The sequence below is a fragment of the Metabacillus rhizosphaerae genome (assembly GCF_037201795.1).
GTDB lineage: Bacteria > Bacillota > Bacilli > Bacillales > Bacillaceae > Metabacillus > Metabacillus rhizosphaerae.
In genome coordinates, this window is sequence record NZ_CP147403.1 from 4,166,120 (window position 1) to 4,191,233 (window position 25,114).

21 protein-coding genes are annotated in these 25,114 nt (G+C 35.8%); all 21 read right to left on the minus strand.

Annotation, left to right across the window (positions count from 1 at the left end; translation table 11 throughout):
- Positions 1-283: 283 nt before the first annotated feature.
- Positions 284-1,105, minus strand: coding sequence for an RNA polymerase sporulation sigma factor SigG (sigG, locus tag WCV66_RS20255; RefSeq protein WP_185654080.1), 822 nt, complete (start codon positions 1,103-1,105; stop codon positions 284-286).
- A 101-nt stretch (positions 1,106-1,206) separates the two neighbouring features.
- Positions 1,207-1,926, minus strand: coding sequence for an RNA polymerase sporulation sigma factor SigE (sigE, locus tag WCV66_RS20260; protein WP_066335840.1), 720 nt, complete (start codon positions 1,924-1,926; stop codon positions 1,207-1,209).
- 261 nt (positions 1,927-2,187) lie between these two features.
- A complete protein-coding gene (spoIIGA, locus tag WCV66_RS20265; protein WP_338786660.1) occupies positions 2,188-3,120 on the minus strand; it encodes a sigma-E processing peptidase SpoIIGA in 933 nt (310 codons plus the stop codon).
- 429 nt (positions 3,121-3,549) lie between these two features.
- Positions 3,550-4,695 (minus strand): cell division protein FtsZ, encoded by a 1,146-nt coding sequence (gene ftsZ / locus WCV66_RS20270; RefSeq protein ID WP_338786661.1) that lies wholly within the window; start codon positions 4,693-4,695, stop codon positions 3,550-3,552.
- A 41-nt stretch (positions 4,696-4,736) separates the two neighbouring features.
- Positions 4,737-6,023 carry a cell division protein FtsA gene (ftsA, locus tag WCV66_RS20275; protein ID WP_338786662.1) on the minus strand — a complete coding sequence of 429 codons (1,287 nt, stop codon included), beginning with the start codon at positions 6,021-6,023 and terminating at the stop codon, positions 4,737-4,739.
- A gap of 168 nt (positions 6,024-6,191) precedes the next feature.
- Complete coding sequence (locus WCV66_RS20280; protein WP_066335864.1) at positions 6,192-6,554, minus strand: small basic family protein; 363 nt, start codon at positions 6,552-6,554, stop codon at positions 6,192-6,194.
- A gap of 1 nt (position 6,555) precedes the next feature.
- Complete coding sequence (locus tag WCV66_RS20285; protein WP_338786663.1) at positions 6,556-7,284, minus strand: DUF881 domain-containing protein; 729 nt, start codon at positions 7,282-7,284, stop codon at positions 6,556-6,558.
- A 62-nt stretch (positions 7,285-7,346) separates the two neighbouring features.
- Entirely contained in the window at positions 7,347-8,051 is a 705-nt protein-coding gene (locus WCV66_RS20290) for a DUF881 domain-containing protein (RefSeq protein WP_066335969.1), read from the minus strand.
- Positions 8,041-8,829 carry a cell division protein FtsQ/DivIB gene (locus WCV66_RS20295; protein ID WP_338786664.1) on the minus strand — a complete coding sequence of 263 codons (789 nt, stop codon included), beginning with the start codon at positions 8,827-8,829 and terminating at the stop codon, positions 8,041-8,043. The genes WCV66_RS20290 and WCV66_RS20295 overlap by 11 nt, the downstream gene beginning before the upstream one ends.
- 308 nt (positions 8,830-9,137) lie before the next feature.
- Complete coding sequence (murB, locus tag WCV66_RS20300; RefSeq protein WP_066335872.1) at positions 9,138-10,046, minus strand: UDP-N-acetylmuramate dehydrogenase; 909 nt, start codon at positions 10,044-10,046, stop codon at positions 9,138-9,140.
- Positions 10,047-10,065: 19 nt separating this feature from the next.
- Positions 10,066-11,160, minus strand: a complete 1,095-nt coding sequence (gene murG / locus WCV66_RS20305; protein ID WP_338786665.1) for an undecaprenyldiphospho-muramoylpentapeptide beta-N-acetylglucosaminyltransferase — start codon at positions 11,158-11,160, stop codon at positions 10,066-10,068.
- A gap of 231 nt (positions 11,161-11,391) precedes the next feature.
- Positions 11,392-12,492, minus strand: a complete 1,101-nt coding sequence (gene spoVE / locus WCV66_RS20310) for a stage V sporulation protein E (RefSeq protein ID WP_066335881.1) — start codon at positions 12,490-12,492, stop codon at positions 11,392-11,394.
- A gap of 87 nt (positions 12,493-12,579) precedes the next feature.
- Positions 12,580-13,935 (minus strand): UDP-N-acetylmuramoyl-L-alanine--D-glutamate ligase, encoded by a 1,356-nt coding sequence (murD, locus tag WCV66_RS20315; RefSeq protein WP_066335886.1) that lies wholly within the window; start codon positions 13,933-13,935, stop codon positions 12,580-12,582.
- A complete protein-coding gene (mraY, locus tag WCV66_RS20320) occupies positions 13,936-14,910 on the minus strand; it encodes a phospho-N-acetylmuramoyl-pentapeptide-transferase (protein ID WP_066335890.1) in 975 nt (324 codons plus the stop codon).
- A gap of 245 nt (positions 14,911-15,155) precedes the next feature.
- Positions 15,156-16,625, minus strand: a complete 1,470-nt coding sequence (locus WCV66_RS20325) for a UDP-N-acetylmuramoyl-L-alanyl-D-glutamate--2,6-diaminopimelate ligase (RefSeq protein WP_066335899.1) — start codon at positions 16,623-16,625, stop codon at positions 15,156-15,158.
- 327 nt (positions 16,626-16,952) lie between these two features.
- Positions 16,953-18,896: a stage V sporulation protein D gene (locus WCV66_RS20330; RefSeq protein WP_338786666.1), complete on the minus strand. Its 1,944-nt coding sequence runs from the start codon at positions 18,894-18,896 to the stop codon at positions 16,953-16,955.
- Positions 18,897-19,060: 164 nt separating this feature from the next.
- Positions 19,061-21,250 (minus strand): penicillin-binding protein, encoded by a 2,190-nt coding sequence (locus tag WCV66_RS20335; RefSeq protein WP_338786667.1) that lies wholly within the window; start codon positions 21,248-21,250, stop codon positions 19,061-19,063.
- Between the two features lie 113 nt (positions 21,251-21,363).
- Positions 21,364-21,732, minus strand: a complete 369-nt coding sequence (gene ftsL, locus WCV66_RS20340; protein WP_066335916.1) for a cell division protein FtsL — start codon at positions 21,730-21,732, stop codon at positions 21,364-21,366.
- A gap of 78 nt (positions 21,733-21,810) precedes the next feature.
- The gene (gene rsmH / locus WCV66_RS20345) at positions 21,811-22,749 is read right to left on the minus strand and encodes a 16S rRNA (cytosine(1402)-N(4))-methyltransferase RsmH (RefSeq protein ID WP_066335920.1); all 939 of its coding nucleotides are present in this window, start codon (positions 22,747-22,749) and stop codon (positions 21,811-21,813) included.
- Positions 22,750-22,823: 74 nt separating this feature from the next.
- Positions 22,824-23,255, minus strand: coding sequence for a division/cell wall cluster transcriptional repressor MraZ (gene mraZ / locus WCV66_RS20350; RefSeq protein ID WP_066335924.1), 432 nt, complete (start codon positions 23,253-23,255; stop codon positions 22,824-22,826).
- Positions 23,256-23,379: 124 nt separating this feature from the next.
- On the minus strand, positions 23,380-25,008 hold the full coding sequence (gene bshC, locus WCV66_RS20355) for a bacillithiol biosynthesis cysteine-adding enzyme BshC (RefSeq protein WP_338786668.1): 1,629 nt from the start codon (positions 25,006-25,008) through the stop codon (positions 23,380-23,382).
- Between the last annotated feature and the right edge of the window lie 106 nt (positions 25,009-25,114).

Here is a 25,114-nt window from a genome sequence, read left to right on the forward strand (position 1 = left end):
TATACCCAAAAACGTCACCTATTACATATCTATGTTTAAGGAAGTATAAACTATTCAAATGAATCCAAAAATTTTTATTTGGATGTAAGTACAAAAGCGCAAGCGCCTTGATCAGCCTCAGGAAAATAAGATGATTTAGAATAGAAGGCGTTCTTTGCCTTCAATTCTAAATTAGCTAAACCCTAGAGGGGCTAGGCGCTGGAGCTGGATGTCGTGCGCTTATCCACAGTTTAAAAATTTTATAATTTACGCTATTAAAAAAGACCACTCACAAGGAGCAGTCTTAGTTTTGAATATTTTTATTCATTTGTTTAATAGCAGCCTTTTCTAACCTAGAAACTTGAGCTTGAGAAATTCCGATTTCTTCGGCAACTTCCATTTGTGTTTTTCCTTGAAAAAATCGTTTTCTAAGAATTAGCTTTTCACGACTATTAAGTCGTCTCATTCCTTCTTTTAAAGCTAATTCTTCAATCCATTGAATATCACGATTTTTTTCATCACTTAGCTGGTCCATCACAAAGATTGGATCTCCCCCATCATTATAGATAGGTTCAAATAATGAAACGGGATCTTGAATGGCATCAAGCGCAAAAACAATTTCTTCATGTGGAACCTCTAGCACCTTTGAGATTTCCTCAGCAGTTGGTTCTCTTGATGTCTCACTCATAAGTCTTTCTCTAACCTGAAGAGCCTTATAAGCGATATCACGAAGTGAACGGGAGACACGAATCGGATTGTTGTCCCTTAAATATCTACGAATTTCTCCGATGATCATTGGTACAGCATATGTTGAAAATTTGACATTCTGGCCTAAGTCAAAATTATCGATTGATTTCATTAATCCAATACAGCCAACTTGAAACAAATCGTCAACAAATTCTCCTCTGTTGTTAAATCGCTGGATTACACTGAGTACCAATCTTAAGTTGCCATTCACCAGCTCTTCTCTTGCTGATAAGTCTCCGCTTTGCATTTGCTTAAATAGCTCTCTCATTTTCTCGTTCTTAAGGACTGGAAGCTTTGAGGTATCTACTCCACAAATTTCGACTTTATTTCTTGTCACTTCTTTCCCTCCTAACAGGAGTTGCTGTACAGTGTTAAGTATCTCCTCGAGAGGAAAAAATATGCACAAGCTATTCGAGTTAGGAAGGATAGAAATGCGAATTTTAATTGATACAATAAGGAAAAGTTAGGTTAAAATTTTTTTTAAACCATTTTATTAAATTCCTTTTGTAATCTTTTTATTATCCGTTTTTCTAACCTTGAAATATACGATTGTGAGATGCCAAGCATGTCAGCAACATCTTTCTGTGTCTTTTCTTCACCACCCTGCAATCCAAAGCGAAGTTCCATAATTTGTTTTTCTCGATCATTAAGTTGTTGAAGAGCTTTCATTAATAATTTACGATCGACATTTGCTTCAAGGTCCTTTGTAATAATGTCATCTTCAGTTCCTAATACATCTGATAAAAGTAATTCATTTCCATCCCAATCGATATTTAAAGGTTCATCAAAAGAAACCTCTGATCGCAATTTATTATTTCTTCGTAAATACATGAGAATTTCATTTTCGATACACCTAGAAGCATACGTAGCAAGCTTGATTTTCTTTTCCGGATTAAACGTATTTACAGCCTTTATTAAGCCAATTGTTCCAATACTAATTAAATCCTCGATATTAATACCCGTATTTTCAAATTTACGAGCAATATACACAACTAGGCGTAAGTTTCTTTCAATCAGAATCGCTCTAGCTGCCTGATCACCAGTAGGCAGCTTTTGTAAAAGTACTTCCTCTTCATCCTTTGAGAGAGGTGGTGGTAAGGCTTCGCTGCCACCGATGTAATAAACCTCATCTGATTTGAGTCCTAACTTGATTAATAGCTTATACCATAGGTAAGTAATGTGTAATTTTAACTTTTTCATTTTCCTCCCCCTTCTTAGAAATGCGGAAGTGCCTAGACTAAGCCCCGACTAGCATAAGACGCTCATGAATAGAAGGTGTTCCTTACCTTCCATTCATGAGTGACTTATGACTCGAAGGGCTAGGCACTGGTGCTAGACATTAGAAATGCAGAAGTGCCTCGCTCATAGTGGTGGAACTAGACACAAACTTAAGTAAAAAAACTTATAATTTCTTAACTTCTAAAATAAAAGAATCAGAGTAAAATAGAAGAAAGTGTTCTTTTAAGATACGTGCTCGATAGATTGACCTTGAAGCATCTTTGGATGGACAATACATTCATATTCATCTTCGGAGGACAATTTTGTTCGATTCAATCCTACAATCGTTTTATGTACCTTAATTTTTTCATTTTTCGTTTCTATCCACACTTCATCAGGTTTAAAACCTAATAAGAATTGATGCTCACTCCCAACAACTCGATATGGAATTATTCTCACTCGATGTTCCCAAGGGTGACTTTCATTGCCACTCTCACTCATCGATTTCATTACATCATCTTGGATGGCTTGATTTACCAAAGGCTTTGGTATGTAGTTCTGAGCCTTCAAAGTATCAATGATCATAACTGGACTTCTTGTTATCGGATCAAAAAGCTGATTCCCACTATCAACCAACCCATTTAATGTAAACTGAGTTGATTCCACGCTTATCGTAACAGTCACCAATTGATCGAAATGGATTTTTTTTGCCTCTAAACCTTCAAGGCGATTTCTTGAAAAGATCCATACAACTGGAAAACCTATAAGTACAAACAACCAGCTTATTGGGTGTCCGAATCCAGTTGAATTTGTCATTAAAACCCCATCCAAGTAACTCATTTCTACCTGCAAAAAATAATGTGCACCTATCATGCCGCCACCTACCATAAAAGTGACAAAATAAAAGGTTAGCAAGCTTTGAAAAAAGTAACGAAATCGTTTAAAACCAAATGCTAGTAAAACCATCATCATTGAAATGATCATTTTCCCTATTGGATGTGTAGCTATAAAAGCTAATGGTGAAAACATCATAAGGACAATGCTTGAACCTAAAAGAGCTGATAGAAGTATTCGTAGTTTGAATATTTTCCTTTTCAATGCAATGGCTGTTAATAAAAGCAGAAACAAATCAAAGGAAAAGTTTAAGAGCCAAATAACGTCTAAATAGATAGACATCTGTTACTCCTTTCCCTGTTTTAAAAGCGTAAGCTCTCTTGATTAGCCTCGTACATTATAACGCTTATGACCTCGAGGGGAGAGACGCTATAATTAGACACCCAAACTAAGTATTAAACCAATTCTTTTAATCCTTTCAAAAAGCCCAATTAGATTCGGTCATATAAGAGGACCTGTTAGAATTTAGTATAAATCGTCACAGCCATGAAGTCTGTCACTTACTGCCGAGAAAGTGTAAGTATTTTTGATAGATTATTAGAATTTTTGTCGAGTCGTTTGTAAGGAATGAACAGAGACAAAAGTAGAAAAAGTTAAATTTAGAATAAGGAAACTATATTATTCAGCCATTTTCGATAACTTAGCCAATCACATAAAAAAAAAGAGTGCAATTCATCATTGAATTAGCACTCTTTTTTTATTCATAATCGACTATCGTCGTTTGTTACGATTTCTTAAAAATGTAGGAATATCTAAAGCTTCATCCGATTGTTGAACATTATTACGAGATGTTGTTTCATGAAGTGGTTCTTCACGCTTTATCTCACGTTTTGGCGCTGGGTTTGAACCTGTGTTACTCCCTCCACCAAATTGACGCGTTTGTTGTTTTAAAGGGTTAACATCTTGTTCCGCAAATCCAGTTGCAATCACGGTTACAATAATTTCATCCTTTAGGTTTTCATTAATAACAGATCCAAAGATCATATTAACTTCCTGGTCTGAAGCAGATGCAACAATATCTGCTGCTTCTTGAACCTCGTATAAGCTTAAATTATTGCCACCAGTAATATTCATAAGAACACCTTGAGCACCATCAATTGATGTCTCAAGTAATGGACTTGAAATAGCCTTTTTAGCAGCCTCAGTAGCACGACTTTCTCCAGTAGCTACACCAATCCCCATTAGTGCAGAACCTCTATTAGACATAATTGTTTTGACATCCGCGAAATCAAGATTAATAAGTCCTGGTTTTGCGATTAAGTCTGAAATACCTTGAACACCTTGACGTAATACGTTATCTGCTTCTCTGAAAGCTTCGAGCATTGGTGTATTTTTGTCAACGATCTCAAGTAATCGGTCATTAGGGATTACAATAAGTGTATCAACAGATTCCTTCATGGATGAAATTCCACCCGCAGCTTGCATCGCACGTTTACGACCTTCAAACGTAAATGGTCTTGTAACAACACCAACTGTTAGCGCACCTAAATCCTTTGCAATTTGAGCGATTACAGGTGCAGCACCAGTTCCTGTTCCTCCGCCCATTCCAGCAGTAACGAATACCATATCCGCGCCTCGTAATGCTTCTTCAACCTGCTCTCTACTTTCTTCAGCAGCTTTTTTACCAACCTCTGGATTTGCACCTGCTCCTAATCCACGAGTAAGCTTTGAACCGATTTGCATTTTAATTTCTGCTTTAGATAAATTTAAAGCTTGTGCATCAGTGTTGACAGCAATAAACTCAACACCTTGAACACCATGCTCTATCATTCGATTAACAGCGTTATTACCACCGCCACCTACACCGATTACCTTGATGGTAGCTAAGCCGTCAATATTTGTATCAAACTCCAACATGCGAAATCCTCCTAATCCATCAAATAACTAATTGATGTGAACTATTCAAAGAAGTAGCCAAAGAACTTCTTTACTTTATTTACTTTTTTATCTTCTGGCTGTTGCTTTTGTGTTGTACGTTGTTGATGTGTTGGTTCCTTTGCAGCTGCTACTTCAACAGCATTCACTGAAACGTTAGAACCAATCTTTCTCCCTTGAATTTTAGCATTTTTATGTGCAAATTGTATTAAGCCTACACCAGTCATATATTGAGGTTCTCTCACTCCAATATAATCCGGACTAGCTATTCTTACACTGTTTTGAAGGACAGCTTGTCCTAATTCAAGGACTCCAGACATTCTAACTGTTCCACCAGTTAATACAAACCCACCTGGTAACTCACTTACACCTAGTCTTTTTAATTCATATAGAATTAACTCATATATCTCTTCAAGTCTTGCTTCAATAATATCAGCTATTTCTAATTGATTAAAGTCTCGCTTTTGATCTGATCCAATAATAGTAGCTTCAAACACTTCATCTTCAGATGCATGATCGTAAAAAGCGTGTCCATATTTTACTTTAATTCGTTCGGCTTCATCTGTTGTTGTACGAAGACCGATTGATAAGTCCTTTGTAATATGTTCTCCACCAATTGGAAGAACAATCGTTGCAAAAAGGTGATTTTGCTCAAACACAGAAATGGTTGTAGATCCACCACCGATGTCAATAAGAGCTACTCCAAGATTTTTCTCATCCTTAGACAACGCTACAGAACCAGCAGCTAGTGGTTGTAAACAAATATCAGTAATTTCTAAGCCAGCGCGTTCTACACATCGTAACAAATTATGTAATATCGTTTTAGAACCTGTAATAATTGTGCCTTCCATTTCCAAACGAACACCTAGCATTCCTCTAGGATCATTGATTTCATCTAATCCATCAACAATAAATTGTCTTGGGATTACATCAATTATTTCTCGTTCTGGAGGAATGGAAATTACTTGAGCTGCCTCGATTACTCTTCTTACATCTTCATTAGATATTTCACGATTTTCGCTTGAGACCGCTACGACTCCATGGCAATCTTGCAAATGCACATGATTCCCTGTTACTCCTACAACTACTCTCTTTAAGGAGATTCCTACCATTCTTTCAGCTTGCTCTACTGCTTTTTTTATAGAATGAACGGTTTCATCTATATCAACTATAGATCCTTTTCTTAAACCTTCTGATTTTACATTACCTACACCTATAATGTTTAAAGCATCATTCGTCATTTCACCAATAATTACTTTAACACTGGATGTACCGATGTCAAGACTTACAAATAATTCATTGTTGTTCATTCTAAGGCACCTCCTTATCTATCAATACTTTCTATTCTATTCGTTGAAGAACAACATGACAATGAATCTAGTTTTACATGTTTGTAACAAAATTATTTTTTGAATATTTTCTTGATTTTGCCTTAATAGTGTTTATTCGTCAAATACTTGATATTCCCTTTTAAATATTCAATTTTTTTTCAACTTTCCTCTAGAAATAGACCATTTTGATATCAAAATTCTTCTAATAACCGCAATATTTTGGAAAAGTCTTACACCAAATGCAAAGACAGCTACTAAGTATAAGTCTACACCAAGATGAACACCGAGAAAAGCTAAACTTGCAGCTAAAATAATGTTAAAGAAAAAACCTGAAACGAACACCGTTTCATCGTAAATATCTTGAAGATGTGCTCGGATTCCACCTAACAATGTATCAAGTGCAGCTAATATAGCTATTGATAAATAATTTGAGTACTCTGGGGGAATACGCATCTCTGATATCAATCCTAAAAAGACACCAAGAATAAGACCTAATATAGGAAGCCACATTTTATTTTCCCCCTTCTTCGATTTCTAATGGCTTCATATTTTTAACACGAATTGTATCTTCATATGCAGGTATTGTCATGCTATCAATTGGGTTAGAAACGGATAGATTCAAGTTATCAATCGCAAAATCTTCGTCAGTTGTCGAAGCGTTCATCCGATTATAGAGCTTATCAGCATTTTCTGAGATTACTTTAATCTCAATTGGATATGTATGTAAGCTATAGTTGTCCATTTTCGTTTGTCCATTAATATCTCTTATCACTGTAGAATTAATTACTCGCCTTCCTTGAATCGAAATTTCTTCGGCATCATAAGAATTTAATTCATTTATTAAGCGTTTTAACAGTTCAGGTGAGATATTTGGTAACGGTTCACCAATCAATTCTTCAGAAAACAATCTGTTAATTGTAATGATAATACCAGGTCCGGTAACTTCAGTTAGACCTGCCTCTTCTTTTAATACATTTAATGTTTCTTTTAAAGCTACTTCTGGATTTTGATTTTCTTCTGCTTCATATGTTTCGATAATTTCATTATATTTTCTTATTTCTGAAAGCAGTTCAACTTGCAATTGTTGTTCCTTTTTTAAGTCTTCCCTAAGCTGCCACATATCACGTGTATCTCGTACAATAGGTTCTTTAATTGTTTGAAATTGAATCGCAAGCATTAATCCAAATATCATCGTTAAAAAAGAAAAACTCATACCCTTTTTCCAATTCGTTTGCTTCAAATCATCCACCTATCTGTCTTTACATATATTCTTTCTCTCTTTAAAACAGTATGTAGATACTCCTATGACTGGGTCTTTTGCTCTTGTAATAAAGGATCCATTTTAATTTCCTCATTTTTTTCAACTGTTACCACAATATGATCATAAGCTAATTGATCGATAATACCACCAGCAATATTCAACGCTGAGAGTAAGACATTAGGATCACCTATTGCAGAAATAACAAAAGGAGCGGGAAATTGATTACCATCAACAGTTACAACAGGTCCATTACAATATATATAGGAATCACTTGATAATCTTTGGCCGTTAATGGAGATAGCATCTGCACCTGAAATATAAAGTTCGTTAATAACATTAAATATATGACTCTCATGCACGATATAATTATTAACATTATCGCCTTCAGGTATATAAGATGCATCCTCTAACGTCACTTGCACTCCTTTTCCAACCACTGGTAAATCGCCCACATACATACGATATTTTTCTACATCTTCTACAAGATTATAATAAACCTGCTTTTGATCCTTTAATGATTCTTCAATTTGCTTAACTTCCTCTTGTTTTGCATATAATTCCTTTTGTAAATCTCGATTTATTTCTTCATTGTTAATAAGTAAAGATCGTGTTTCATACTCTTTATCCCATTGTTCAGCAGATATTGTTCGATTTTGATTTCTTTCTTTTGTAAGCTGATATGAGTAAGAAATTAAAAACCCTAAAACGAGAAGGACAAGGGATAAAATAACATAACTACCCCTCAGTTTCATTTTCACTTTCAGCTTCCTCCTCTGTCTGTAGCGGTTTATAGGATTCAAAGTAAGAGCCTACTTCCAAATGAATAACTCCTATGCTGTTTTCATCAAGTTGACTAACAATAGAAGGGTATGCGTCCATTTTCTTTGAAAAAGTACGAACTGAAGCAATTACTTCATAACCATCATTCATATATAGTCGAACTAACCAAGGATCGGTTTTCCCAGGAGTATGATGGATCTCAGAAATTGAATTAAAAACGCCTGGTGATAGTTTTTTTAATTCACTTATCATAACCTGTATATCTTCATCACGTTTCCAATCAATTAAAACAGGAGCATCTGCAGGAGCTGTCTCCTTTTTATCCTTTAATACTTGTCCATTTTCAAGAATAGGTAAATAGGAACCTTCCTTTTCAAGATAAGCAATACTGTCATGCTCTTCAATAACTAAAACAATATCGTTAGGTAATTTCTTCTCTACCTTTACATCTTTTATTTGTAAAAGACTCTCGACAGCATTTGTTACTTGACCTGTATTGATACTCCAAAAACCAGATGAGGTGGTTATTCCACTCAATTCAATGATCTTTTCCGAATCAACCGTTTTATTCCCTTTAACAGATATACTCGCAACCTTACTTAAGGGAGATTGAAAGTAGATTACAAGCAAAATCAAGAGAAAAAACACGGATAAAAATGAAATTAGTCTACGGTTTGTCTTCTGTTTTCGCTGCTGCTGTAACTTTGGTATGCGGTCCTCTAACGAAACAACTTTTTTTTCCAATCATTTTCACCCCATCCTAGCAGACACTCTAGGCAATCTTTGATTCAATTTTTTGACATTGTCTTTCATAGCACTCGTTTTGATTACGGAAAAAAACAACTTAACAATTGGTTATTTTTTTTCGAAAACATACGAAAAGTCGCTATATTTGTTAAACGATAAAACAAACGGCATTTTAAATGCCGTTTGTTTTATCTATAAAAAAGTCATTTTTAACGACAAAATATATCATTTTAACGTAACTCATTGACCAATGGATCTTAATGGTTATTATAACACAGGAAATGAAATTATTGGGAGGTTTGTGCCTATTTAAGACCTATTATTTCAACTTCTGTTTCCATCGATACCTCATATTTTTCATAGATGGTTTTTTTGACAAAATCAATAAGATCTAACACATCTTGTGCTGTTGCTCCACCTGCATTTACGATAAAGTTTCCGTGCATTTCTGAGATTTTTGCACCACCGATTTGATAACCTTTCAATCCAGCGTCCTCCACTAGTTGACCTGCATAATTCGGTAGGGGATTTCGAAAAATACTTCCTGCACATGGATAATTCCACGGCTGAGTATCTCTCCTGTAATCTTTATTTTTTTGCATAACAGCGACAATATTTTCTTTTTCCCCTTTTTGCAATTTTAAAACCGCACCGATGCATATTCCAGGTCTTTCCTCTTGGAGAATAGAAGTTCTGTAGGAAAACTTCATCTCTTCATTTGTTAACCATTCCAACGTACCATCTTCAAACAAAATATGTGCTTTAACAAGAATTTTTGACATATCGGCTCCGTGTGCCCCAGCATTCATGTACACGGCACCACCAATTGATCCTGGTATTCCACTGGAAAATTCTAAACCTGATAAACCTTTTTTACTAATAATTGTTGCAAGTTTTATGATAGAATATCCACCGCCAACAGTAAGGGTATCTCCATTTAATTCAAAATCATCCATTCCTAAACCAAGCTTAATTACAACACCCTCAATTCCCTGGTCTGCAACAAGAAGATTTGATCCCCTGCCAATAGCTCTCCACTTTACATTATGTTTTTTTATAATGCGGAAAGCTTTAGTTAGGTGTTCACTGTTGCTCGGTTCAATAAAAATCTCTGCAGGGCCACCAATTTTCATCGTTGTATGCTTTGCTAAAGGTTCATTCTCAAGGACCTTTCCGATATTCGCTTCAATTAAATCTTGATATAAAGTAGACATAACAACCTCCTAAATGCGTTTATTTCATTGAAATTTCCTTCATTACTTGATAAACTCGCGAAGCAGCATCTGGTATTCCCAATTCTTTTGATGCTCTTTTCATTTCAGTTAATTTCATATCGTTTAGTAAAATTCCTTCAATTTTCGATAGTAATAAGTTTCCATTTAGTTCTTGTTCGCGAAGCATAATTGCAGCTTCATGATCACTTAATGAGCTAGCATTTTTTTCTTGATGGTTAGCTGTTACATATGGACTAGGAATTAATATACTCGGTAATCCTAATGCTGTTATTTCTGCTAATGAGGTCGCGCCCGCTCTAGAGACAATTAAATCAACAGCTGATAAAACCTCTGGCATGTTGTGGATAAACGGTTTAATGATGACATTTGATGAATCCTTTAATGACCTCATTTCCTCCATTACTTTATCATAATGGACCTCCCCAGTGACATAAACGACCTGGTACGGCTTATTTGCAAGTGCCGGTATCATTTGTAAAACAGCTTCATTAATTGCTTTTGCCCCACGGCTTCCTCCAAAAATTAACACTGTTTTAAGATTGTCTTTTAGACCTAACGATCGTCTCCCTTTTTCTGGGTCTTGACCTAAAACTTCTGAAGCTCTTGGATTACCTGTTAATACTACTTTATGCTCTGGAAAATACTTTTTTGCATCTTCAAAACAGATTGCAATTTTATTGACATAACGTGCTAAAAATTTATTTGTTACACCTGGTAGGCTATTTTGTTCGTGAATAACCGTCGGGATGTTCAGTTTAGATGCTGCATATACAACAGGACCACATACATAACCTCCAGTCCCAATGACAACATCTGGCTTAAAATCTTTTAAGTATTTTTTACTAACTGAGACGCCCTTTAAAAACCGCGTTACTGTTTTTACATTTTCAAATGAAAGCCTCCGTTTAAAGCCCGTAATTTCAATTGCTTTAAAGTCAATTTCTGACCGCTCAACAATGCCTTTTTCTAACCCATTTTCAGTCCCTATATATAAAAATTCAACATTAGAATTATGTTTCTTTATTTCATTTATTAATGCAAGCGCAGGATAAATATGCCCGCCTGTTCCTCCACCACTAACAACTACTTTCATGATAGCTCCCCCATTTTAATGGAATTTTTTTAGTATGTATATCGTTTGACGCCAATGCTTTTCACATGGAAACGTGATTAAGGCTGACTATGAAGATACTAACTAAAGGCATAGATATTAGCCTAAAGTCTGTCTCTTCGCTATCGTCAGCCTCATTATGTCATTATTAAGTGAATCCATACATGAAGGTTCCTTAGATAAATGATAAACCCTTGGTGATTGTTTCTGAAATTAAAATTTAGAGTACCTACTTACATTTAATAAAACACCAATCGCCATTAACATTAAGGTAAGCGATGATCCTCCATAGCTTAGGAATGGCAACGTAATCCCCGTTACTGGCATTAGCCCTGTTACAACCCCCACATTGATCATAACTTGGATTGCGACCATTGTGATAATTCCGATTGCTAAAAAGCTTCCATATAAGTCAGGAGCACCGAGCGCAATTCTCACTCCTCGCCAGAGGAGCAAGCCAAAAAGTAAAAGTACGAGAGATCCTCCAATAAACCCTAGTTCTTCAGCTAATATTGCAAAGATAAAATCAGTTTGTGGTTCTGGCAGGTAGAAAAACTTCTGTCTACTTTGCCCTAGACCTAAACCAAATAATCCACCAGGTCCTATTGCATACAAAGACTGGATGATTTGAAAACCACTACCAAGTGGATCTTCCCAAGGATCTAAAAATGATGTAATCCGTTTAATCCGATATGGAGCAGATAATACAAGTGCAACAAATCCTGCTACACCTAATAGTCCGAGCCAGACAAAATGAATGACTCTTGCCCCTGATACGAAAATCATAACGATACAGGTTCCGACCATAACTGTTCCTGTACCTAAATCTGGTTGCAACATAATGATACCAAACGCAGTAAAAACAAGTCCTAAGGAAGGCACTAGCCCTTTTTTAAATGAAGTGATTTTCTTTTGGTTTTCCGACAAAAATTTCGCTAAAAAAGCGATCATCGCCAGTTTCATAAACTCTGAAGGTTGGATAGAAAATGCACCGACCCCTATCCAACTTCTTGATCCATTTCGCTCCATGCCAATTCCTGGGATCAAAACGGCAATTAAGAGAAAAAAGCAAATAATGATTAACATTTTCGCCCACGATCTCCATGTCCAATAATCAACATTCATTAAGAAGAACATTGCGATGACACCAACCCCGGCAAATAAAAGCTGACGCTTAGCAAAAAAGAAAGAATCATCGAATTTATACGTCGCCCACACCGCACTGGCACTGTACACCATAATGAGACCGATTGTTAAAAGAAGCAACGTAAGGATAACTAATATAAAGTCTGGTGTAGACCTTTTTGCTGTCAACGCCGAACACCCCTGTACCTTTTATTTAAGGGCTATTAAGAAAAGTGCAAGCGCCATTTTCATTGTCTAAAAAAATTGTACAAGCCCTTACTTAAGCTTATGCACGGCATGAATAAAAATGTCTCCTCTTTCCTCAAAAGTTTTGTACTGGTCCCAGCTTGCACATGCTGGAGATAAAAGTATGACATCTTCTTCTTCGGAAATTTGAAATGCCGCAGATACTGCTTGTTCCACATTATCGACACGTTTGATGACTTCTATTCCACTTTCATTTGCTATTCTTTCTAACTTAGGTGCAGTTTCCCCAAAGAGAACCATTGCTTTCACGTTATCCAAGTAAGGCTTCAGCTCATCAAATTCATTTCCGCGGTCAAGACCACCTGCTAGTAAAATAGTCGGCATAGAAAACGCCTGTAGTGCTTTACTAGTTGCTAGAATATTTGTTGCCTTTGAATCATTATAAAAACGGCGACTTTCAATTGTATCTACAAATTGAAGTCTGTGTTTTACACCTGTAAATGACGTAAGAACCTTTTTAATTGATTCATTTGAAACACCTTTTAATTTGACGGCGGAAACAGCAGCTAATATATTTTCTAGATTATGAACACCTGGTAAAACGATATCTTTTAAATAAATTACGCGTTCATTTTTAAACCAAATACTTTCATCCTTGATATATGTACCACTCTCGAGTTCTCTTGTTGTCGAGAAAAACAGTTTCTCTGCATGAGATTTTTCAGAACGCTCACAAACCTCCTGATCATCTAAATTAATTATTGATACATCAGACCCAGATTGATTCTGATAAATTTTCCCCTTTGCAAACACATACTCATCTTTCGTTCCGTGATAATCTAAATGTGCTTCAAAGATATTTAAAATAATGGCAATAGCAGGTTTAAATTCAATTGTTCCTAATAGTTGAAAGGATGACAATTCCATCACAATAACATTGTCGCTAGTAGCATTTTGTGCAACTTCACATGCAACTGTCCCAATATTCCCTGCGATTAAAGGTTGTTTTTGATCTTCTTTAAGCATTTCATAAATTAATGTTGTTGTTGTTGTTTTTCCATTTGAACCAGTAATAGCAATAATATCAGCTTCTGATATCTTATAAGCTAACTCCACTTCAGTAATAACTGGGAGATTTTTTTCCACAGCAAGAGCTACCAAAGGGTTTGAATATGGTATTCCAGGGTTTTTCACGACTAAATCAATCGTCTTATCCTTTATTAATGAAAGTGGATGATCCCCACAAACAACCTGAATTCCAAGGTCTCTTAACTCCTCGACCGCTGCATCTGTATCAGTTGCTTTCAAATCATTTACTGTTACATTTGCACCAAGCTGATGTAATAATTTAGCGGACGCTAAGCCGCTTTTTGCTAACCCTATAACTAATACCTCTTTATGTAAATAATCACTAATCCTTTTCACTTACAACCACACCTCGATATAGATTCCAAGCACTGCGAAGACAAGCCCAATTGTCCAGAACGTAACAACTACTCTCCATTCTGACCATCCAACTAATTCGTAGTGATGATGCAGTGGGCTCATTTTGAATACTCTTTTACCTGTTGTTTTAAATGATATAACCTGAATAATAACCGATAATGTCTCAATTACGAACACGCCACCGATTAAAACAAGCAATATTTCTAATTTTGTTAAGATTGCAATCGTTACTATTGCACCACCTAGTGCAAGTGAACCCGTATCCCCCATAAATACCTTAGCAGGATGTGCATTAAAGACTAAAAATCCAAGTACTGCACCAACTACCGCAACTGAAAAAATCGCAACATCATATTGAGATTGATTCCATGCTAATACGGCAAATGCCCCAAACGCTACTGCAGAAGTTCCTGATAATAAACCATCTAATCCATCAGTTAGGTTAACTGCATTTGATCCACCTACCAGCATAAAGATGACAAGTACAACATAGCCCCAACCTAAATCAAATGAAAGTGAGGTACCAGGTAAACCAATCTCGGTTGAAAATCCATATTGTGTAAAGATAATATAGAAGATGACTGCAATAATCACCTGGCCGAGTAATTTTTGTCTTGAGGTTAACCCTAGGTTTCTTTTCATGACAACCTTTATAAAATCATCTAAAAATCCTAGTAAACCGTAACCAACAGTTACAAACAGTAATAAATACATCTCAACACTTAGTTGAGAAAATTTCCCTGTCATCACAATTGTTGTAATGATAATCGAGAATATGATCATTACTCCACCCATTGTAGGAGTTCCTGATTTCTTTTGATGTGATTTAGGTCCTTCTTCTCTAATACTCTGGCCGAACTTCAACCTCCTAAGAAAAGGAATAATGATGGGAGATAATAGTACACTTATTAAGAATCCCATTACGAGTGTAATTAATATAACCTGCTCTAGCATGTAGGCTCCCCCCCATCTTTATTCGTTTTTCCCCAAATTACGTGTAGGTAATTTACGAGAATATCATATGAGCTATTTTCTTTAATATGTTTCTCAAATCTAAAATCATTCATTTTATCAACTTCTCTTTCTATCCTTTGTTACCTATTCTATGAAAGAAATGAGGCCTGAACTACATCATTTTATTCATTTCATTTCATAAATAGATTAGTTTTCTTGGGTATGAGCACCAGTTTTGCTATTTTTCACTTATTTTGATTATTGATTGCCTTTAACGCAATCTCTTTATCATCAAAATCGAATGTTTCGTTGCCAATGATTTGGTATGTTTCATGCCCTTTCCCTGCAATTAAGATTACATCTCCCTTTTTAGCATGTTCAACTGCGAAGTGGATTGCCTTTTCACGATTAGAAATCAAATGATAATGTTCTCCACTAACTCCAGCTTCCATATCTTTAAGAATCATGGATGGATCTTCACTCCTCGGATTATCAGAAGTGAAAATTGGCTCATCACTATATTCAGTAGCAATTCTAGCCATAAGCGGTCTTTTCGTTCTATCTCTATCTCCTCCACAGCCAACAACACAAAAGATTTTGCCTTCTACAAATTGCTTTATCGTTTGTAAAACATTTTCTAGACTATCTGGAGTATGAGCGTAGTCAACGATAACAGTAAAGTCTTGCCCTCCATCAACAAGTTCAAAACGCCCTCTAACACCCTCCATTACTTCAATTGCTTGGATAATTGTATCTAAGTCAATAGATGATGCTAAACAAGCCGAAACTGCTGCTAGAACATTATAAATACTAAATTTTCCAACCATATTGATCGTTACTTTTTTTGTACCTACTGGTGTAAACAAGTCAAATTCTGTACCTTTTGACGTCATTTTAATTTCTTTTGCCATCACATCTGCAGAGGTTTCAATTCCATACGTCAAAATTTTTGCAGCAGTCATTTTTATAAATTCTTCAGATGCCTCTTCATCGGCATTTAAAACGGCAATTTTTACATCTTCATGATCAAAACGATTACCTAATTGAGCAAAGAGAAGGCCTTTAGCATACTTATAAGATTCCATCGTTTTATGATAATCTAGATGGTCCTGGGTTAAATTTGTAAAGACTGCAACATTGAAATCACAGCCGTGAATTCTTCCTAAATGAAGCGCATGAGAGGAAACCTCCATTATCGCATGTGTTACCTCTTTCTCTCTCATCTCATGGAACGTTTTTTGAAGAGTCAAGCTTTCCGGAGTCGTGTTTTTTACATTTTTTAATTCATCTGCTATTTTTATGTACATGGTTCCAATTAACCCTGTTTTTTTAGTTGCTTCATTAAGTATTTTTTCAATTATATGTGTTGTTGTCGTTTTTCCATTCGTTCCAGTAACACCAATAAGATGCATATTATGTGTAGGCTGACCATAATAAATATCCGCCAACACAGCCATTGCTCTTTTTGAATCTTTCACTAAAACTACTGGAATTTGTAAATCGTCCAATGGTCTTTCAGCAAGAATCGCCACCGCTCCACTTTCTTGAGCTTTTCTGGCATAATCATGACCATCAACTGTATAGCCGTTAATACAAATAAATAAGCTACCCTTCTTAATTTCCCTAGAGTCCATCTCAATTGATGTGATCATCGGATTTTCTTTCGTAACAATTTCATGTTCGTGTAAATATGTAAGCAATTCGTTTAATTTCATTATTATTCCTACTTTCACTACAAGGTCTATGCACGTTTAATTGAATGTAGATAAGAATCATTAACTTATGTTACCATTCATTCAACTTTATAAAGAAAACGAGCTATTTACCAAAGCTTTTTGATTGATTGAAGCATTTACAGAATGTTCTCCGTACTTATTTTATCTTACTTATAAAAAAAGAGCCATCCTTCGTTTCATTTTATTTTGAAAAAGCAGGTCTATATTTAGAAGTTTTATTATTTAGAATATTAATGCTTAAGAAAATGAAAAACAGAAAGAAAGCGTGACATCAAGAATCTAGCGAATGTCATGCTTTCTTGCAATTTATTCTTTATCATCAATTTCCTTTTCACTTTCACCTAAATAAACACGTAATGTCGAACCTTCTTTCACTTTTACTCCAACATTTGGGGATTGCTGCACAACAACATCTCCTTCTCCTGCTACATCAAGCTTCAAATTAACAAATTGCTCTGATAGTTCTTGTTTAGTCAACCCTATAATATTCGGTATTTCGACTAATTTTGTGTCCAGCCATTTATATTCCTTTTCAATTTGTTCCTTTCTAGGTTTTACACCTAGCTCTGGTAATGCATCACGCATAATATTACCTACAATTGGAGCAGCAACAGTACCCCCGAATTGGATCGTACCTTTAGGATTATCAACTGCTACATAGATAACAATTTGTGGATCGTCAGCAGGAGCAAATCCAATAAATGAAACGATATGGTTGTTCTCCATATATCTTCCATCTTTAACCTTTTGGGCTGTACCTGTTTTCCCACCAACTCGATAACCGTCTACATATGCATTTCTCCCTGTCCCAAGTGCAACTACACTTTCGAGTGCATAACGAATCTCTTTCGATGTTTCCTCAGAAATGACTCGTTTCTTCGCTTCCGGTGTTTGTCTACTAATCACTTCATTTGTTACGGGATCCACCCATTCCTTAGCAATATATGGTGTATATAATATCCCTCCATTTACTGCTGCTGATACAGCCGCTACCTGTTGAATCGGGGTAACAGATACCCCTTGTCCGAATGCGGTTGTCGCAAGCTCAACAGGTCCAACTTTTTCCGGATTAAACAAAATACCTCTACCTTCACCCTGTAAGTCAATACCTGTTTTTTGCCCAAAGCCAAAGTCTTTAATGTACTTAAAGAGTGTTTCTTCTCCAAGTCTTTGTCCTAGTTCAACAAAACCAGGGTTACAGGAATTTTGAACGACTTCTAGGAATGTTTGGTGACCATGTCCCCCTCTTTTCCAACACCGTAATCTAGCACCATCAACCTCAACAGATCCACTATCATTAAACGTGTCTTTTTCAAGATTCACCTTTTCTTCTTCAAGTGCTGCCGCTAAAGTAATAATTTTGAATGTTGAACCAGGTTCGTAATTACTCCAAACAGGTAAATTCCGATTGTATACTGTTGGATCTACTTCCTGGAATTTAGCAGGATCAAAATCTGGCCGACTTGACATCGCTAAAATCTCGCCATTATTAGGATTCATTGCAATGGCTATTATGCCATCAGGATTATACGTTGCCTGCACATTATCTAATTCACGCTCAATAATTGTTTGGACTCGAGTATCAATCGTAAGCTTTAAATTGTTGCCATCAACTGGTGCTGTATAGTCATCCGCTTCACCTGGCATCCTTTGGCCTTTTGCATCTGAGAAAAATTTCACATACCCTTTTTCACCTTTTAACTGCTTATCATAATAGGATTCTAAACCTAATAAACCTTGGTTATCAATCCCAGCAAAGCCAAGAACATGTGATAAATAGCTACCAAACGGATAGTAGCGCTTGGAATCCTCAGCTATGTAAACCCCTTTTAAATTTAACTCTCTTACTTCATTTGCCTTTGCATGAGATATTTTTCTACCTTCAGGATTAATCCATTCAATCGATTCTTTTTTAGTGACATGTTTATATGCCTTCTCCTCCGACATATTTAACACGGCTGCCAGCTTTTTAGCGGTATCTGCAGGATTTTCAATTTGTCTTGGGACAACATATATGGTAGGAGCACTCATATTTGTTGCAAGTTCAACACCGTTACGATCTAAAATTTCCCCACGCTCAGGTTCAAACGGTATATTTCTACTCCATAGATCTTTTGCACCAGAAGTTAATGAAGATCCAAGAAAAAATTGAACATACCCTAGACGTATATCAATCACTAAAAAAATTAACAAACCGAATAGCAACGTTAATGCAAGACGCTTTCTAACGGTTACATTCGAAACACGCATATCCTCTACTCCCCCTTGTCTAGGCTCGTTCAAATATATGCTTGTACGACAGGAGTTAGAACAATAGAAATAAAGGAAACTCTGGTGTCTTAAGTCTAATAAACACTCCTAAAAAAAAAAAAAAAGGATTGACCTTATAGTAGGCCAATCCTTAAAATCACCATTTAGTCCTCTTCTTTTTCTTCAGTTTGTTTCTTAACTATAGTTGTCTTTAAAGTTACGGATAATACATCCCCTTTTTTCAATACACTATCCTTCTTTATACTTTGCTTAGTAACATAGCCAGAGCCTTCGGATTTAACTGATAAATCTATCAGATTACCCAATTTCATTACATCTCTCTTAGACCAACCAGTCATATTAGGCATTTTTACATTTTCAGAAGTTTGCAGTAACACTTTCTCATTTACGATGATAGGTGTTTCTACCTCGGGGTATTGAGCGATAATCTCTTGTCCGTTACCAAGAATGATCGGCTCTAGCCCTAATTCCTCTAACTGGTGTTCTGCATCAGTAGGCTTCATTCCTACCAGTGTAGGAAGCTTGATTCCTTCCTCTACTGTTTTGCTTTTATCTGCGCTCTCCATTTCTTCAGTTGGATCAATTTGCAAATACTGTAAGCTATTCTTCATGACAGTATTGAAAATCATTGAGACAGGAACTGAACCGGCTTTCCCTTCTAATTTCGGCTTTTGCACTGCCACGTAAACGATTAATTCAGGATCATCTTTTGGAGCCATTCCTAAAAATGAAAACACATGATTATCATTTCCTGATAAATACCCACCTGATGGTGAATAAATTTGGGCAGTTCCTGTTTTTCCAGCAACTTTATATCCTTCGATGCGAAATGACTTTCCTGTCCCCTTTTCAGAGCTAACAACGGTTTCTAATATATCTAATACTTCTTTTGCTGTTTTTTCTGAAATAGGCTGACCTACAGCTTTAGGTTTCGTTTCTTTCACAACTGTATCGTCATCTGGGTTAACAATTTTTTCAATTGCATATGGTTTCATCATTTTTCCATTATTTGCAATCGCAGTAGCAGCCTGAATTTGCTGAATCGGCGTAACTGCTGATGCTTGGCCAAATGCTGTTGTTACTTTATCACGATGCATATTATAGTTTATTTTGCTAGTAGCTTCATTCGGAAGATCAATTCCAGTTTTTGATGTGAAACCAAACTTATTTAAATATTGATATAAGCGGTCGACTCCTAGTAGCTTATCGGCAATAATAGAAAACGCGACGTTTGAGGAGCGCTGAACTCCTTCGTTATAGGTGATCGGTCCCCATCCACGCCCACTGTTATGATCATTAATATCTGGTCCTTCTACATCGTAAGATCCTGACTGGAACATTGCATTCCCATTATAAACGCCTTCTTCAATGGCCGCAGCAAGCGTAAAAATTTTCATTGTTGAACCAGGTTCAAAGGCATAGGATATCACATCATTAGTATAAGATGTAATATTCCTTATATTTGGATCAAAGCTCGGTCGTTGAGCCATAGCCAAGATTTTTCCCGTTTTTGGATCTGCAACAACACCTATGATTTTCTCTGGTGAGAATTCATCAACAACTTGATTCATAGAGTCTTCTAAAAAGGTTTGAATCTTTTGATCAATTGTTAAATAAACATCTTTACCATTTGTCGGAGCAATGATTTCATCATTACTATTTGGCAACTTCCAATTATAATGATCCTTTTCGTATTTTACATAACCGTCTTCTTCTTGTAGGTATTTCTCAAGGGTTTTTTCAAGTCCCATCATCCCTACTGTTTCGCCCGTGTCCTCTTGTTTTTGAGCATATCCTATTAAATGAGAGGCAAATAAACCATTAGGATAAAAACGTTGTGTATCCCGAATAAACGAAATACCAGGAAGCTCTAATTTAGCTATTTCTTCTTTCATTGTATGACTTATATCACGACCTGCTGCTCCAAATTCGACTTGATCTAAATCCTTTGAAAGAATCTCTTCTACTTTACTAACTTTCATTTCAATTAAAGGAGCAAGCTTTTGAGCAGTTTCCTGTATATCAACAACATGCTGTGGTTTTTTTGGATTAGTTGTCATTTTATCATCAAGAATTGCGACAAGCTTATACGAGGCTTTATCCTCAGCTATAACTTCACCTTTGTTATCTAGTATTTTTCCTCGTTCAGCTTCAATTGTTCGTTGACTTTCATATAATTCCTCTGCTTTTGCCGCAAGGGCTTCACCATGGACAGATCCAGTTGCTTGTATGTAAAAAAAGCGGATAAAAATTGTGAAAAAGAGCAGTGCAAATAGTAAAGATAGAAATGCTGCCCCTCTGTTCATATTTGTGTTTTTCTCTGTTAGCTTCATAAGGACCTCCTACTCGTGTGTTTATTTTACCACATAGAAACAATCGAGTGATGAAAAAAAGCTGGCTACACGTTTATAACTAGTGTAACTCAGCTTTTCCCCTTATATCTGTGTTATTCTTGTACACTTTTCACATTGTTTTGATCTAATTTCAAACCTAACTCTTTAGCTTTTTCCCAAATTCGATCATATGTACTTAACTCTTCAACCTGTACGTGGAGGTCACTATTTAGCTTTGTTTGTTCTTCTATTTTAGCTTCGGTTTTCTGTATTTCAATATTCGCTTGATATACTGTATAGCTTTTAGTAACAATATTTACTGCAGCTATAATAAAAAGACCAACAACTAAGATCATCAGTATTTTTTCCCCATTTGTTATTGAAGCTCTTCGTTTAATAATAATTGGTTCTGATACAGGCATATGTTGCTGCTGTTGTTTTTCCTGTCTTTGCTGTTCTAATTTCATCGCTAAATTACTCATACATGCAACCTCCTTTTATTTTACTACAATAATATTTGGGGTTTTACCAGCTCAAAAGTCATATTCGACTAAGGTGCTTCAGTTTTTAATTTTTTCAGCAATCCTTAACTTAGCTGATCTGGCTCGGTTGTTTTCTTCTAATTCTATTTCAGATGGAACGATTGGTTTTCTTGTAACAATATTTATTTTAGGCTCGTAACCTTCAGGTAAATACGGCATGTTACGGGGAAGCTCAGGTGGAGTTGCCGCTTCCTTGAAGGCTGATTTGCAAATACGATCTTCTAAAGAGTGAAAAGTAATGACACTTACTCTTCCTTCTGGTTTAAGTAATTCAATTGATTGTGCAATTGCCTCCTCAAAGACCTTCAACTCATCGTTTACAGCAATCCTAATTGCTTGGAAAATACGTTTTGCAGGATGTCCACCTTTTCTGCGAGCCGGAGCTGGTATCCCCTCTTTAATAATCTCTACTAGTTCTCCAGTTGTACGAATTGGCTCTTTTTCCCGATGTGCTTCAATTTTTCGCGCAATTTGTTTTGAGAATTTTTCCTCACCATATTTAAAAAAGATTCTTACTAAATCTTCATAAGACCAGTGATTCACAACATCATAAGCAGATACATCTGATTGTTGGTCCATTCTCATGTCCAATGGAGCATCATGATGATAGCTAAATCCTCTTTCTGGATTATCCAATTGTGGTGAAGAGACACCTAAATCAAAAATAATCCCATCAACCTTTTCAATACCATGCTCTGCAAGTTTTTCTGTAAGGTATCGGAAGTTACTTTTTATAAATGTTACCTTTCCTTCATAAGATGATAATTTTTCTTTAGCATTTGCTAATGCGATATCATCCTGATCAAATGCAAATAGGTGCCCATCTTTCGATAATTTAGAAAGAAGATAGCTACTGTGACCAGCACCACCTAACGTACAATCAACATATGTACCATCTTCCTTAACTTGTAAGCCGTCGACTGTTTCCTTCAATAGAACGGTTGTATGTTCAAACATAAGTTGTACCACCTTTTCAAATCAATTTTCTATTAGCTTGTCCACTCTGCTACTCATTTTTGCTTAAGTGAAGATTATATATCAAAATCAATCATATTTTCAGCAATTTCCTCAAAAGAATCTTCTTGTTCAGCAACATAACTTTCCCAGTTGGACTTGCTCCATAGTTCAATTCGATTTGAAACGCCGATCACAACACACTCTTTCTCTAATTTTGCATATTGCAGTAATGGTGTAGCGAGATTGACACGACCTTGTTTGTCTAATTCACATTCAGTCGCACCTGAAAAGAAAAAACGGGTGAATGCACGAGCATCTTTTTTGGTTAGCGGGAGAGCTTTAAGTTTTTCTTCAATTTGCTTCCATTCACTCATTGGGTAACCAAATAAGCATTGGTCGAGGCCTCTAGTGATAACGAACGTTTCTCCTAGTCCATCTCTGAACTTAGCTGGGACAATCATTCTGCCTTTTAAATCGATGGTGTGATGGTATTCTCCCATAAACATGTTCGTTGCCCCCACTTTCTCCCCTCAACTCACCACTTTCCCCCACTTATCTCCACTTCCTATTTTACCTTTGTTTACACAAAAAAAAAACCCTGTAATAACAGGATTTTCAAAAAACTTTTATTTAAATTTTGACAATTTTATGTTTATCATTAAAGGAATATGACAATTTTAGCAATTCTCCAACAAAATCCGGTCCAAATTTATTTAAATAGTAATATACATTCCACATTCTTTCTTGTGGATTTAAATTTGGAACCAAAGATAATTCAATCGCTTTAAACTTCGAAAGCTGAACCTCATGCTGCTGTTGTTTTCTTTTCTCTACGCTACGATTTAAAAAATCTAGTTGTTCTTGAATAAATGCACCATTCTTTTTCAACATCGGTTCTAAGCTATTATCAATTTTTAGAGCCGACTTTATTAGCTTTTCATGGATGTCTGAAACCTGCTTTTTGGCCTCTTCAACAAGCGGATTCATATCAACCGGTGATACTGACTTTAGGTAAGTCTCGATTGATTTTTCTACTCCATTATGTAAAACATCATCTAGCGTCAATTCAGCTTCTGCCATATTTCTTTCAATAGAACGTTCAAGTAAAGTGATCATTATTCGTGGTAAAACAGGTGGCATCTTCAGTTCTACACATGAAAATACACGTTTTAATTCTGCCCAGTATGTAACCTCTCCTGGCCCTGCAATAAATGCGAGTGTAGGAAACAAGTATTCCTGCATAATAGGTCGTGTAACAACATTATTGCTCAGCTTTTGAGGATATGTTTCTATGATATCGTTTAATTCTGCTTTTGATAATGTTAAACCAATACCAGGTACGACAAACTCTTCATTATTTTTTCTTTCTATAAGGAAACGCTCTCCTTCATGATGATAAAAAAGATTTGCACTATTTTCAGGCATTTCTATGATTGGACTGTAGCTTTGTAAGCGCATTTCTTCCTGCTGGATTTTAACTGCATCATACAAACTGCTATTGTTATCGATAATTGATTGAAAACAACACTTCTCCAGCTGACGAAGACCCGAATCCCCTGAATTAACAAGAACTAATCCTTCATTTCGAAAAAGCTTCATAATTACATGTTCAAAAAATTCTACATACGTTGTGGAGCGTTTCACACAGTTTATTAATTGATCTAGTAAATTGTTTGAATAATCTGTTTCTCCAAATGCTTCAAAAACTTGTTCAAGCCAATCCAAGGTCTTAGACTGGTTTAATGTCAAATCACTTACAGATTGTTTTTTAAGAGGAGAATCTTTAATCGCAAATTTCTTAGGAACATGATCCTTAGCAGCGAATATATGATTAATTTCTGCAAAATCATGATCCTCTCCAGCAATCCAAAAAACAGGAATAACAGGAATCCCAAGTTCCTTTTCTTGGTTTTTAGCTAATACGATAATCGAGATAATTTTATGTATTGTATACAATGGTCCGGTTAAAAGCCCTGCTTGTTGACCACCAATCACAACAACACTTTCAGGGTGTTTTAATCTCTCAATATTTTCTAATACTTTCTCATTATTCTCTGAAAATCGTTTTGCGTAATGCTTCAAATAAACTGAAATCTCTTCACGCTGAAAGGAACGATTTTTTAAATCCGCAACTCTATTATGAAAAACCTCTTTAGTATGAATATTATAATCAAAGAATGTTTCATTGTTTAATTTCTGATCGTTAAAGTCATTCATAAATTGATTTGAAGAGCGCAGGGAGAGTTCAAGAATCTCCATATATGTAACTTCCTTTCTAGGTTAATATTATAACAGGATGAGTATAGCACTTATGTTGCTGAAACGAAAAAACTTTGCTTACAAATCCCCATCAATTTCCTAATTT

What these genes read in the sequence shown, in the direction of transcription:
- sigE (WP_066335840.1), bottom strand. Translation starts at nt 1,926, where the DNA reads ATGAAAAAGTTAAAATTACACATTACTTACCTATGGTATAAGCTATTA.
- spoIIGA (WP_338786660.1), bottom strand. Translation starts at nt 3,120, where the DNA reads ATGTCTATCTATTTAGACGTTATTTGGCTCTTAAACTTTTCCTTTGAT.
- ftsZ (WP_338786661.1), bottom strand. Translation starts at nt 4,695, where the DNA reads ATGTTGGAGTTTGATACAAATATTGACGGCTTAGCTACCATCAAGGTA.
- ftsA (WP_338786662.1), bottom strand. Translation starts at nt 6,023, where the DNA reads ATGAACAACAATGAATTATTTGTAAGTCTTGACATCGGTACATCCAGT.
- WCV66_RS20280 (WP_066335864.1), bottom strand. Translation starts at nt 6,554, where the DNA reads ATGTGGCTTCCTATATTAGGTCTTATTCTTGGTGTCTTTTTAGGATTG.
- murB (WP_066335872.1), bottom strand. Translation starts at nt 10,046, where the DNA reads ATGTCTACTTTATATCAAGATTTAATTGAAGCGAATATCGGAAAGGTC.
- murG (WP_338786665.1), bottom strand. Translation starts at nt 11,160, where the DNA reads ATGAAAGTAGTTGTTAGTGGTGGAGGAACAGGCGGGCATATTTATCCT.
- mraY (WP_066335890.1), bottom strand. Translation starts at nt 14,910, where the DNA reads ATGCTAGAGCAGGTTATATTAATTACACTCGTAATGGGATTCTTAATA.
- WCV66_RS20325 (WP_066335899.1), bottom strand. Translation starts at nt 16,625, where the DNA reads ATGAAATTAAACGAATTGCTTACATATTTACACGAACATGAAATTGTT.
- WCV66_RS20330 (WP_338786666.1), bottom strand. Translation starts at nt 18,896, where the DNA reads ATGCGTGTTTCGAATGTAACCGTTAGAAAGCGTCTTGCATTAACGTTG.
- WCV66_RS20335 (WP_338786667.1), bottom strand. Translation starts at nt 21,250, where the DNA reads ATGAAGCTAACAGAGAAAAACACAAATATGAACAGAGGGGCAGCATTT.
- ftsL (WP_066335916.1), bottom strand. Translation starts at nt 21,732, where the DNA reads ATGAGTAATTTAGCGATGAAATTAGAACAGCAAAGACAGGAAAAACAA.
- rsmH (WP_066335920.1), bottom strand. Translation starts at nt 22,749, where the DNA reads ATGTTTGAACATACAACCGTTCTATTGAAGGAAACAGTCGACGGCTTA.
- mraZ (WP_066335924.1), bottom strand. Translation starts at nt 23,255, where the DNA reads ATGTTTATGGGAGAATACCATCACACCATCGATTTAAAAGGCAGAATG.
- bshC (WP_338786668.1), bottom strand. Translation starts at nt 25,008, where the DNA reads ATGGAGATTCTTGAACTCTCCCTGCGCTCTTCAAATCAATTTATGAAT.